At 45.4% G+C, this 12,606-nt stretch carries 10 protein-coding genes and 1 pseudogene; 8 read left to right on the top strand and 3 right to left on the bottom strand.

Features of this window, described 5'->3' with window-relative positions; translation table 11 throughout:
• Positions 1-171: 171 nt before the first annotated feature.
• Positions 172-474 (top strand): annotated as a pseudogene (locus tag K4039_RS29575) (IS4 family transposase); the annotation flags it as partial.
• Between the two features lie 208 nt (positions 475-682).
• Here K4039_RS29575 and K4039_RS29570 read toward each other — a convergent pair.
• The 3 genes from K4039_RS29570 to K4039_RS29560 form a co-directional block, all read right to left on the bottom strand.
• Positions 683-952, bottom strand: a complete 270-nt coding sequence (locus K4039_RS29570; RefSeq protein WP_265240091.1) for a type II toxin-antitoxin system ParD family antitoxin — start codon at positions 950-952, stop codon at positions 683-685.
• A 328-nt stretch (positions 953-1,280) separates the two neighbouring features.
• Entirely contained in the window at positions 1,281-1,865 is a 585-nt protein-coding gene (locus tag K4039_RS29565; protein WP_265240090.1) for a PAP/fibrillin family protein, read from the bottom strand.
• Positions 1,866-2,167: 302 nt separating this feature from the next.
• On the bottom strand, positions 2,168-3,847 hold the full coding sequence (locus tag K4039_RS29560) for a glycosyltransferase family 4 protein (protein ID WP_265240089.1): 1,680 nt from the start codon (positions 3,845-3,847) through the stop codon (positions 2,168-2,170).
• A 393-nt stretch (positions 3,848-4,240) separates the two neighbouring features.
• Here K4039_RS29560 and K4039_RS29555 point away from each other — a divergent pair, with 393 nt between their 5' ends.
• From K4039_RS29555 to K4039_RS29525, 7 genes are all read left to right on the top strand, one after another.
• Complete coding sequence (locus K4039_RS29555) at positions 4,241-4,480, top strand: DUF3134 domain-containing protein (protein ID WP_265240088.1); 240 nt, start codon at positions 4,241-4,243, stop codon at positions 4,478-4,480.
• 254 nt (positions 4,481-4,734) lie between these two features.
• The gene (mraY, locus tag K4039_RS29550; RefSeq protein ID WP_265240087.1) at positions 4,735-5,850 is read left to right on the top strand and encodes a phospho-N-acetylmuramoyl-pentapeptide-transferase; all 1,116 of its coding nucleotides are present in this window, start codon (positions 4,735-4,737) and stop codon (positions 5,848-5,850) included.
• A gap of 356 nt (positions 5,851-6,206) precedes the next feature.
• Positions 6,207-7,202 (top strand): glycosyltransferase family 2 protein, encoded by a 996-nt coding sequence (locus tag K4039_RS29545; RefSeq protein WP_265240086.1) that lies wholly within the window; start codon positions 6,207-6,209, stop codon positions 7,200-7,202.
• A 362-nt stretch (positions 7,203-7,564) separates the two neighbouring features.
• Positions 7,565-9,424 (top strand): NAD(P)H-quinone oxidoreductase subunit F, encoded by a 1,860-nt coding sequence (locus K4039_RS29540; protein ID WP_265240085.1) that lies wholly within the window; start codon positions 7,565-7,567, stop codon positions 9,422-9,424.
• Between the two features lie 104 nt (positions 9,425-9,528).
• Positions 9,529-10,248 (top strand): carbonic anhydrase, encoded by a 720-nt coding sequence (locus K4039_RS29535; protein WP_265240084.1) that lies wholly within the window; start codon positions 9,529-9,531, stop codon positions 10,246-10,248.
• A 107-nt stretch (positions 10,249-10,355) separates the two neighbouring features.
• The gene (locus tag K4039_RS29530) at positions 10,356-11,861 is read left to right on the top strand and encodes an NADH-quinone oxidoreductase subunit M (RefSeq protein WP_265240083.1); all 1,506 of its coding nucleotides are present in this window, start codon (positions 10,356-10,358) and stop codon (positions 11,859-11,861) included.
• A 206-nt stretch (positions 11,862-12,067) separates the two neighbouring features.
• Positions 12,068-12,457 (top strand): NirD/YgiW/YdeI family stress tolerance protein, encoded by a 390-nt coding sequence (locus K4039_RS29525; protein ID WP_265240082.1) that lies wholly within the window; start codon positions 12,068-12,070, stop codon positions 12,455-12,457.
• The last annotated feature ends 149 nt before the right edge of the window (positions 12,458-12,606 follow it).

The raw sequence follows: 12,606 nt of genomic DNA, 5'->3' as shown, positions 1-12,606 counted from the left end.
AATCCAGTAGTGACATTGGTAGAAACAATTTACTCCACAGGAGTTACACTCAATAAATTAGCTAGGGCAGAAATTGAAACCCAGATTAATCGCCTCCCCAATCTTCAAAAATGGTTCGTGGAAATTTTCGCTAAACCCACATAGCTGTTGGATCATTCTTTTTGTGGAGGTCTCTTAGGCTTTTTAAGTGTTTGTGCCGTCGAGCTTTTACAAATTACTTATCTACATCGTAATCAACCTGATTCTCCTGCGGTTGAAATTCTAAGTCCAGTACAAATTCAAGTTTTAAAGGCGAGATTCCCAAAATTTCCGCCTGTGTTAACGGTTGCCTGGGCAGTGGAATCGGTTGCTTATCTTGGAGGCTATCTTCAACATCGGCGTAAATCTCCAATTGGGATTCAAGTCCTCTGGCGAGGTTGGTCAAATTTACGTGATCTGTGCCAGGGCTGGCTTCTTGCTACAAATCATACTTAACGGGAAAAGTAAGCTCATGCAATCTCTGCTTTAGGGGTTTTGTTTTGAGGCGTCAATGTTAATACTTAATCAGGTATAGCTACCGGACAGAGCGGAAAACTAGGGCTGCATTCAAGGAGTGTCATGACTCAAATAATGCTAGTCAGTTAAGACGATAGATAGACGGTCAGCACAGCTTGCTTGATTGCTCTTACAAGCGAGCGTCCCTTTAGGGCTGGGTTACTGACACTCCTGATTGTTGCATTTTATCGATATTTTCTTGAAGTCTGGCAAACACAACTTCTCCGTCTGTCACCTGTCCCTCAGCAATTTGTGCAGTTCCAACTGCTATTTTCTGGCGCAGCTCCTCGATGCGTTGTTCTCGTTGTTTTAAAAGTAATATCGCTTCTCCAATTAGTTCTTCAACGCTGCCATATTTTCCGCTTTGAATTTGCGATCGAATAAACTCTTCATATTCCGGCTTTAAGACAATATTCATTGATTTGCTCCTTTAACTCACAGAAAGGTTACTGCACGAGCGTGACATCTTTTGTAGATTAGCTTAGCACAAACATCAACATTGTCAGAGCTTTAAACAAGAATAGATTTTTTCTAAAAATGTGTAACTGTTTATGCGCTTGACGGTTCTATTCGATCGAGAATTACTTCAGTTGACAGCTTGAGAGCGACATCTACTCAGAAGGAAGAGGATTGGAGTAATGAAATGAATAGTCTGATTTTAATTTATTCCTAAAAGGGAGAGGCTTTCAACCAATTCTTTCTGGTAACAATTCGAGAATGCTAAAAGATCGCACTCGATCGCAAAATCACTCTTTTGTCAATACAAAAACACTTCCTTCATTCCCGCGCCCGATCCGCAAATCGCTATCCAAATAAGTAATGTCTAGCCATCCTTGTTGTTCGCGACTATCTAGCCCAAAATCTATAGCAGTGAACTTTTTTCCAGACTCAATTTGATTGATAAACTCAACTGGAGATTCATACCCGATTAACCTGCGTAAACCTAAAATTGAGCGCTCAAATTTTACTTGTACTCGCCGTTCGGAAGTCGCCTCAAATTTGGCAGCCACGCTGACTATTCCTTCTAAGTAAGGCAAGCCGTAAAGTTCAGCAATATTGTATATTTTGGATTCTTTGACGCGGATAGATTGATAAATTTGACCCAATTTTAACAAGGGAAAACTGTCAAGATTCAGCAGGGCGCGGCTGCTGGTGTACAATAACCGCCAATCGCCGTTTAAAAGCTCTGTGGCTTCGATAGGGCGCGGGGTGGGGTTATAATCTTCCAATTGGGCGATCGCACTTAAGATCGCCTGTTTGTCGGTTGCAGTGGCTAGCAAACCGCGATTCTTACCAGCAATTATCTCTAATAGTCCTGATTTTTTAAGCATAGTTTTTTAAGAGTCAGTAGTCAGTAGTCAGTAGTCAGTAGTCAGTAGTCATTAGTCATTAGTTAGTAGTCCATGACTTATGCACAGGGACTAAATAAATCGTTTTTTTGCCCACGTTTATGATTGGGCTTTTGTGGGCCCAGCGCGTACCCTAAATTTACTCTAATCTTCAGTCCGCGGAGGCGGACATCGTTTGTATAGTCGCGGTTTCAACCGCCGAGTATTATTGGATTTAGTATGAACAATGCTCGATTACTCATTCTAAATTACTGTCAACTGTCAACTGTCAACTGTCAACTGAATTACCCATTACCAATAACTAAGATACCAAATTTCACAAGATAGAGCATCGTCCGATATAGGTATGCTGATTCTTGCTCATTTGTGGCGTAACACCTGAGAAGTTCCGTCGCGCTGACAGCACCCTGTTGCTTAATTTTATCCAGCATTTCTATCTGAATTTTAACAGATATTCTGCGGTCTTGACCGAAGCTGGTAAACCAAATTGTTTGCAACTCTCTCAAAAGTTCTGGTGTGGCGATCGCACCCAGACTCAGCATCATATCATTGGTTAAAGTTCTAGTCGCATAATGACCCAACACCCGAAACGGATCGTCGCCCAGCGGATAAGGCGGTTTTCCGGCTTTTACAGGTGCTGACTCTGGTGCAGAACCACGAATTTCTGCTAATTCCCGCCACAACTGTTCGTAAGCTGCAATTACGACTTTCCAATCATAAATCTTCCTCGCCCTTTGTCTCGCATTTTCCCCCATGCGCTTTCTCAATTCCGGGTTGTCAATTAATTGGCACAAAGCGCGGGTGCAGGCATCAATATCAACGGCTGTGGCGAGGGAAGTGTGACCCATGTAAGTCGGCCAATTTAAGCTACCGTCGTGATAATTTAGCGCTAAATCTAAACAAGCTTCCGGCGGCGGGATGAGTGTGGGAATGCGGAAACCGTCGATTTCGTGGCGTACTGATTCTTTGTATCCATTCCAATCTGAAACTATGGCTGGTAGTCCGTTTGCCATTGCTTCAATTGGCGTTAGTCCGAAGGTTTCTTGAATGTTGTCGGAAAGCGAAATAAAAATGTCAGCAGCCGACCAAATATTAACTCTAATTTCTAGATTTCTGCCGTCTAGAAAAATAGCATTTACGGACGGACAAAATATTTGGGCGCTATTTTTAAAGTCGGGTTCTTCTCTCGGATCTTCGATCCAACCGGCTTGAATTAAGTGGATTTTCGCCTTTGTCTGCTGGGCGGCGCGTTCCAGGGCGATGTACATTGGTACCGGATGGGCTTTGGCAGAAAACGTCAATCGGCCGACAAATAACACGACTATATCGCCGGGAGAAATGCCGAGTTCTTGCCGTTGCCGATCGCCCACCTCGACTGCTTCGGCACCCTGCGGAAACGCGCTGCAATCCACTCCTAGGGGAATAACGGGCAATTTGACCAAAATTTCGGGTTTACCGCCGTTGCGCTGCGCTAAATACTCAGACCACTCGGTCATAACTCCTTCTACGGCTGTTTTCACGGCGTTAGATGTGCAGATTAGGGCGTCCCAAGGCTGAACTGGTGCAGTGATCAAATTGCCGATCGATTCCATGACATACTTAGTTGCGATCGTGTGGGTAACACCGCAAACGCTGTAAGCCCGCTGATCGACAAATCTGCGCCCCCAAACCAGATCTGCCAGGGCGGGATCGGGTCGATAGACTGTACCTGGTTGAGATAGCAAATCTGGTCGATCCGTCGAAATCCAGCGGACTTTCCGCGGTTGTTGCAGCCAAGGTTGGATGCGCGAACAAAACTCCTTAAAAGTTGCTTCGCTGTCTGCGCAACAGTAGAGAGAGTCAGCGGTTCCGTGTTGGACTAAGCTTTTGAGAAATCCTTCTCCGGCTGAATGACGCCCTAGAAGTTTTTTCCCTCCGGTGTCGTAACCCTCTTTGTTGTATAAAACCGCCGCCGTTGTATCCATTCTGAGATTTATTGTTTGAGAGTTGGCTGAAGAAGAAGAAGGTAGAGCGTATTCGCTATCAGGCTTTGACGCACAGCCAGGAGACTGTTTTGGCTCAACCGCTGGCTGGCCCGGTGTCCCGTGATACTTTAAAAGACGATCGTCTCAGATTACAATACTTACGGCTAAAGAGGGATTGGCAAGATCGGATTTTAATGTTATCCTTAGGCCCATGATTGGGGCATCGCCCGAATCAGTAAGCCATCCTATCCGATCCGGAACCAAAGAGTGTCTGTGGTATAATTCCTTAGCTCTGCTAAATGCCGGATTTGCAAGTGTTCTATCGAAGGAGCAGTCAGTCGGCACAACATTAGTTCTACTCGATCGCATCTTTGTCTTTAGAAACCGAGAATCATGTATAACCCATCTCTGCGCCAAATTCCTCGTCACTTGCCTGCGGATGTAATTCCATTAAAGCAGCAATCTTCTCTTTTAGACTGGTTGGAATCTAACAATCGCCTCTTAGCAAGGGATGTCCAAGAACCCGACTATCTGCACGAAGAAGAAATTTCTGAATTAATGGCAGTTGACGACAGTCCTTATGATGATTTAGAAGAAGAAGCAGAAGATGATGCAGGTGCAGGGGACGAATAACTCGTCAAATAGTCAGTCGATTTGAAATTTTAGATTCACTTGCAACATTAAATCCGGGAAACCGAAATTGAGTCTAAAAATTGGGGAAAATCGACCACTAATGAAGTCTAGGGCTTGTACCAGTTTTTTGCGGGTCAAGGAATCAATCGGAAACAGGGAAGAAAAACTAACAAATTTCGCCATCTCCTGTATCGCACCCTATTCCCCAATTATCAATTGCTTATTCTCCAATGGTGTGTGTGTTGAGGAGTGTTATGGATAACTTTTTGGATGAGAAAATCCCTTTTACTATGCCTTTCAAGCTTACGGGCAGGAATTTATTCCTCCTGCTGAGTTTAGGGCTCTGTATTGCAGCGATCGGTTTAGATGTATCAGCAGGTAGATTTTTGAATTCGCCTGCATCGCTATTTCTGCCAATAGCTGTTTGTGCCTTAGTTGCATCGGGTTTGGGCTATATAGTCGTGCCTTTACTCCAGGAACTAAAAGCAGGACAAATAATTCGCGAAGACGGCCCCCAAGCCCACTTGAAAAAAGCTGGAACTCCAACAATGGGCGGAGTTTTTTTTGTGCCGGCGGGAGTCGCAGTCGCTTTACTCTGGTCTAGATTTAACTCAGATGTTGTTGCTGTATCGGCTTTAACTTTAGCTTACGGTTTCATCGGCTGGATTGACGACTGGCAAATCCTCCGCCGCAAGTCGAATAAAGGTATTTCACCTCGGATGAAATTGGCTTTGCAAGTAGGTTTTGCAGCTATATTTTGTTTGTGGCTGATTTTACACAATCCAAGTATTTCTACGAACATTGCTTTGCCTTTCGGTTGGGTATTACCTTTGGGTTTTATGTTTTGGCCGCTGGCGGGTTTTGTGTTAGTTGCTGAAAGCAATGCTACTAATCTTACCGACGGTGTTGACGGGTTGATGGGAGGCTTGGGGGCGATCGCACTTTTGGGATTAGGCGCATCTGTAGCCTCAACTTCGCCAGAATTAATGATTTTTTGCGCCTGCATTAGCGGCAGTTGTCTCGGCTTCTTAACTCACAACCGCAATCCAGCGCGAGTGTTTATGGGCGATACAGGTGCTTTGGCTTTGGGCGGTGCTTTGGGTGCGGTAGCTTTATTAACAAATAGCCTTTGGATATTATTAATAATCAGTGGGATTTTCTTGATTGAAACGGTGTCAGTAATTGCTCAAGTAGGTTATTACAAAGCTACAAAAGGCCCTGATGGCATCGGCAAGCGTCTGTTAAGAATGGCTCCACTTCACCATCATCTAGAACTCTGCGGCTGGTTGGAAACTCAGGTGGTTGGTATCTTTTATTTAACTAACGGGGTGTTAGTGTTGATGATTCTGATGTTGACTGGTAACAGTTAAAACCGGATTATTAATAAACTTGACAGCATATGTAGCTGATGTTTTCTACCATGTTAAAAAACAAATAAGATGCCCGTTCCACAAGAACTCAATGCAGTTGTGGAACGGGCATCTTGCCCGTTTTAGACTCAAAAAACAGGCAAGATGCCTGTTCCACAACAACTTCAGACTCCAAAAAACAGGCAAGATGCCTGTTCCACAAAAATTCAAGGTAATACCAATTCTGAAAAATAGGTTTATACATGGATTGTACGCGAGCATCTGTAGAGAGACGGCATTGCCGTGTCCGATTTGCGGAGGTTTTTCGTAGTAGTGACTTTAGTTCTGATTGACTCAAAAATCAGTAGAGAGGATTAATGAACAATGAGCAGTTTTTACCGATTGTTTCGGTGGTGATACCTGTTTATAATGGCGAGATGGATTTGCCGGAGTTAATCGAGTGTCTGCGATCGCAAACTTACCCGCCACACAGTGTAGAATATCTCTTAGTAGACAACAAAAGTCGCGATCGCACTTCCACCATCCTTCAAGCAGCAGCATCTAACCCCCCCTCAGTCCCCCCCTTGCTAAGGGGGGGAAGTAAGAAGGGAAGTAATAATCAAATCACCATTCGCAATCTCAGCGAAAATAAGATTCAAAGTTCCTACGCCGCCCGCAATCAAGGGATTCGCGCCTCAAAAGGCGAAATCATCGCCTTTACCGATGCAGACTGTCGCCCCGAAACTCAATGGTTGGAAAATTTAGTTAAACCATTCGCTGACTTAGAAATAGGAATTACCTGCGGTGAAATCCTCGCCCTTCCCGGTAACACTGTCTTAGAAAAACACGCAGCCCGCGACAATACTTTATCTCAAAAACATACTCTCGCTCACCCTTTTTGTCCCTACGGTCAAACGGCAAACTTAGCTGTACGCAGGCAGATTTTAGCACGAGTCGGTTTATTTCGCCCGTACCTTACGAGTGGCGGCGATGCGGATTTGTGCTGGCGGATTTTGCGGGAAACATCCTATAAAATGTATTTTGCCGAAAATGCGATCGCCCGACACCGCCACCGCAGTACACTGAAACAGTTGCACAGTCAATGGTATCGCTACGGCGAGTCGAATAAATATTTGCACGAACTCCACGGCGTCGATTTGATGCGAGAATTTACCACAGGAGAATATTTGTATCGGCTGGCTAGGTGGTTGTTAAAGGAATTACCGATTGCTGCGGCTAAAATTATGATCTGCAAACTCGATCTGGTAGATTTGTTCAATACGCCGATCGGTCTTTTGAATGTGAGAGCAAGGGCGATCGGACAGCGACAAGCCACACTGCCTTTAGCAGCACGGGACATTGAGCAGCTTTAATCCTTAGAACCAGACAGGGGGTATAAACCGCGCCTGTACAGGCTTGTACCCACTAGAAAGCGGGTTGAAGACCTCTGTTGTCCTCTTGGGTATGCAGAGGCAAACATCGTTTGTGTAAACCAGGTTTCAACCGCCGTCTGAATCTTGGCATCATATAAGTAGAGTTTATCTGTATATAAGTATGCTGAATCAGCGAATATGAAAATTTCAGGCAATCCTTAATATAAAATTAATAAGTCTATTTTGAAGCTCCCGGTTTCAAAAGGACAGGAAACTCGCAGTCACCCCAAAAAATCTTTACTTCTGACGATCGAGATTATTCTCAGATTGTTAAATTTTTGTAACAATTACAGGTAATGCCAATGGCTCAAATCCTACTCCAGACCGTTTGGTTTATACCTTGCTATCCACTCATCGGCGCATTTCTCTCGATACTGTGGTTCCCAGCAATAACTCGCCGCACGGGGCCTAGACCCTCCGGTTACGTCAACGCCATCTTAACTTTCTTCGCTTTCGCCCACGGCGTCATCGCCCTCACAGCAATCTGGAACCAACCGGCGCAACACCAGTTCATTCCCTGGCTGAACGTAGCAGGTTTAGACTTAACCATTCCTTTAGACATCTCTGCTGTCACCGTCGGGGCGACAGTTTTGATCACCGGACTAAACCTTCTGGCGCAGATTTATTCAATCGGTTACATGGAAATGGACTGGGGCTGGGCGAGGTTCTTTTCCCTGATGGGGCTGTTTGAAGCGGGGATGTGTGGCTTGGTTTTGTCCAACTCTCTGTTTTTCAGCTACATGATTCTAGAAGTCCTGACTCTGGGAACTTACCTGCTAATCGGGCTGTGGTTCAATCAGTCTTTGGTGGTGACAGGAGCCCGCGATGCTTTCTTGACTAAGCGCGTGGGAGACTTATTTCTGTTGATGGGAGTAGTCGCAATTCTGCCGCTGGCGGGAACTTGGAATTTTGACGAGTTGGCAGTTTGGGCTAAGACTGCAAACATCGACCCCACAGTGGCGACGCTGTTGAGTTTAACTTTGATTGCCGGCCCGATGGGCAAATGCGCTCAGTTTCCCCTGCACCTGTGGCTGGATGAGGCGATGGAAGGCCCCTTGCCGGCAACGATTTTGCGGAACACGGTAGTTGTGGAAACCGGCGCTTGGATTTTGATTAAATTGCAGCCGGTCATCGCTTTGTCGCCCGTGGGGCTGAAGACAACTATTATTGTAGGCGCTGCAACGGCGGTGGGTGCTTCCTTAATTGCGATCGCCCAAATCGACATCAAGCGCACGCTATCCTATATAGTTAGCTCTTACATGGGCTTGGTATTTATCGCAGTCGGTACCGGACAAACCCAAACAGCTTTGACATTGATATTTGCTTATTCCTTGGCAATGGGTTTGTTGGTGATGAGCATCGGTTCAGTAGTTTGGAACAGCATCACTCAAGATGTCCGAGCTCTTGGCGGTTTGTGGGCGAAGCGCCCAATATCCGGCATATCATTTCTTGTCGGCGCTGCTGGAGTGATTGGACTTCCACCCTTCGGCTGCTTCTGGGCTTTATCAGAATTAGCAGGCGGGCTTTGGAATACCCACCCTTCACTGTTAGGAATCCTGCTATTTGTCAACGGCGTAACTGCTTTTGGCTTAGTGCGCGTTTTCGGTTTAGTCTTCGGCGGCAAACCAAAGCAAATGACCGAACGTTCCCCGGAAGTTTCCTGGCCTTTTATCTTGCCGATGACCGTGTTAATGGGATTTACCTTGCACGTTCCGCACTTGCTCGCAGCGTGGCAATTGCTGCCTTTGGCAACTTTGAATTATACAGCAGCGGGACTGTTAGTTTTGTCAAGTGCGATCGGCATCGGTGCAGGGGCATTTATTTATCTCAACGAAAAGTGGGAAAAACCAGTGCGAATTGGTTCTCAAGCCGTGCAAGACTTCTTTGCCTACGACTTTTACACCGCCCAACTTTACCGCGTCACAGTGGTATTTGCAGTCGGTCTGATATCCCAAATCATATCCTGGATCGATCGCAATATTGTTGACGGATTCGTAAACTTAATCGGTTTAGCCACAGTTTTCGGCGGACAGAGCCTCAAATACAACGTCAACGGTCAAACTCAATTTTACGCCCTGACAATTTTGTTCGGAGTTGCACTTTTGGGACTGCTAGTAAGCTGGCCTCTGTTGGCTCGCCTCTCGTTAATTGTTGGTGGGTAAAGAGATATAACGTATAAAATTTTAGGTGACATTTACAACCTAAAATTTTAAATAAATGAAATCTTGAATAAAGATTTCAAACCCTATCCAACAATGCCAAATACATGAAAGACAATAACCGACCAGTCAATCTTTCCCGACGTAATTCACTCAAATTTGTAGCAGGAGCAATAGGTACAGGAATACTCGCAACACGACTAGGCGCTGATGTGGCTGCACCGGCACCAGCAATTGCTCAAAATGACATGACTCCCGATGCTGCTTTAAAACAGTTAATGGACGGGAACAAGCGATTTGTTGACAGAAAACGCACAAATCCCCACCAAGACTTATCCAGGCTCACCGAAGTAGCCAAAGGTCAAAAACCCTTTGCTGCTATTCTCGGCTGTGCAGATTCCCGCTTTCCTTCCGAGATTATCTTCGATCAGGGATTTGGAGATTTATTCGTCTGTCGCGTGGCCGGAAATGTGGTTACTCCAGAAGAACTGGGCAGCCTGGAATTTGGCACGCTGTTGTTGGGAGCAAAAGTGCTGATGGTAGTCGGGCATGAAAACTGCGGTGCGGTAGGTGCAACCCTCAAGGGCGGTGAAGTTCCCGGCCAAATTGGCAGTTTAGTCGATTCAATTAAGCCTGCTGTAGAAAGCTCGAAAAACCAACCGGGCGATCATCTCGAAAATGCCGTAAAAGCTAATGTTTTGCTGCAAGCTAAAAGGTTGAAAGCATCTCCAGTTATCTCTAAGTTAATTGAGGAGAACAAACTGAAAGTTGTTGGTGGATACTACGATTTAGATACGGGTGCTATCAGTATTGTTGCTGATTCCTAATGCAATTTGTGATTAATAATTTGGGGTAAAGTCAACATCTAAACTCTCAAATCATTAATGGCTAAAACCTAGAAAATAGATTCTTTACTCTTCACTGTTCACACATTATGCTTAGTGCCTTGCTCTGGTTGCCCGCGTTGGGCGCTGCGGTAGTCGGGTTCTTGCCCGGAAACATGAATACGATGCGGGTGCGTTCAGTAGCCTCCGCTTTCGCTGCTGCTGTTTTTCTGTTGAATATCCTGCTGCTGACTCAATTTGATACGACAAATTCAGGACTGCAATTTCAAGAATATTTGCCTTGGATTCCCCAATTAGGTTTGAGCTACAACTTAGGGGTTGATGGCTTATCTTTGCCACTGGTGGTTTTAACCGGATTACTGACGGTATTAGTAATCTATGGTACCGGTGAAGAAATCGCTCGCCCCCAACTTTATTACTCTTTGATTTTACTGATCAATGCGGGGGTGGTGGGAGCTTTAATGTCTCAAAATTTGCTGCTGTTCGTCCTGTTTTACGAACTAGAATTAATTCCGTTTTACCTGTTGATTGCGATTTGGGGCGGCAAGCAGCGGGAATACGCTGCGATGAAGTTTCTGATTTACACGGCAGTTTCGGGACTTTTAGTTTTAGCGGGATTTTTGGGTGTAGCTTGGCTGAGCGGCTCTTTAAACTTCGATTACAGTGCGATTACTACTCAAGACTTGTCCTTGAAAACGCAATTAATCCTGCTAACAATTGTGCTGCTGGGGTTGGCAATTAAAATTCCTTTAGTTCCCCTGCACACTTGGCTACCGGATGCCTATGTCGAAGCTTCGCCAGCAACCGCAATTCTGTTGGGAGGGGTTTTGGCGAAGTTGGGAACTTACGGTTTAATCCGGTTTGGTTTGCAGATGTTTCCCGAAACTTGGTCGATTATCGCTCCCGGTTTAGCGATAATTGGTACAGTCAGCGTGATGTACGGTGCTTTGAGCGCGATCGCCCAAAAAGATATCAAGCGCATGGTAGCCTATAGTTCGATCGGGCATATGGGCTACATCCTCGTCGCCTGTGCAGCCGGAACAAAACTCGCCTTAATCGGTGCAGTCGGGCAAATGGTAAGCCACGGCTTGATTTTAGCTTTGCTGTTTTATCTAGTAGGCATCATCGAAACCAAAGCCGGCACGCGGGATTTGGACGTACTCAACGGCTTGATGAACCCGTTGCGAGGTTTGCCCACAGCAAGTTCCCTGTTAGTTTTGGGAGGCATGGCAAGCGCCGGCATTCCCGGTTTAGTCGGTTTTATCGCCGAATTTTTAGTATTCCAAGGCAGTTTTTCAGCATTTCCAATTCCGACTTTGCTGTGCATTTTAGCCTCCGGGTTAACAGCAGTTTACTTTGTAATTCTGCTCAACCGCACCTGTTTTGGAAAATTGGACAACGCCACGGCTTACTACCCTGCGGTTAAGTTTTCCGAAAATATGCCAGCCCTAGTCTTAGCCGCTCTCATTTTCTTCTTGGGAGTGCAACCGGTGTGGCTGCTGAAGTGGAGCGAATCTACTACCAATGCGATGGCAGTAACTCTGTCAACGGGCAGATATTCTCAAGTAGCTGTTAGCTATCAGCCGGATAAATAGAGCGTGAGAAAGTGGAAGATGGAAAAAGTACGAGTCTTTGATGATTCTGCTTTCTTCTTCTTTCTCATTTCTTCTTCTTCGTTGTCCCAGCAGATTATAAATGTGTTAAAATAGGATAGAGCCGTCAACTACGGCAGCTTCATAAATAGACGCGAGAGTTTTAGCTCACTGACAAAATAGCACTGATTGCCAGGAAATAAGAACTCATGAAACGGAAAAAGATTTTTAGTTTGCTCGCAGTGGTAACCATTCTTTCATCTGGAGCAGCCACTTCTGCCTTTGCACAATCCCTAACTCGAATCAGCAATTTGCGACCGTCGAGAACACCAATTACCATCTCTGGAAAAGTAGTCGGTTTTGGAGACGCTGATGAAAATGAGTGGATTATCGACGACGGCAGCGGTCAAATTAGAATCGATGCTGGCCCCCGCTCCTGGCGCGATATTAATGTATCCAAAGGTGAAACAATCAGAGTTGTTGGCGAGATGGACGACGGTGAATTTGATGCTTTTTCTATTACCCGCTCGAACGGCTCAGTAATTAACATCCGCTCTCCCAAAGGCCGGGAGCCTTGGGATGACAAAAAGGACGATTAACTGCATAATTTTGCGCTATTTGTCCGCAGAGCCTGGAATTGCGAACAAGAAGATTGCCTCCGACATTCCTGGAGGCATAAAAACATTCAAACCTTAGTTTTTTACCATTCCTCGTGACTTTAACGAAAAATATTCGTAAAGGAAACAAA

Origin of the sequence: Lyngbya sp. CCAP 1446/10, from assembly GCF_026130175.1 — a bacterium.
Lineage (GTDB): Bacteria > Cyanobacteriota > Cyanobacteriia > Cyanobacteriales > Microcoleaceae > Microcoleus.
The sequence above is the reverse complement of the archived record's forward strand: the minus strand, read 5'-3'. Positions and strand labels throughout refer to the sequence as shown.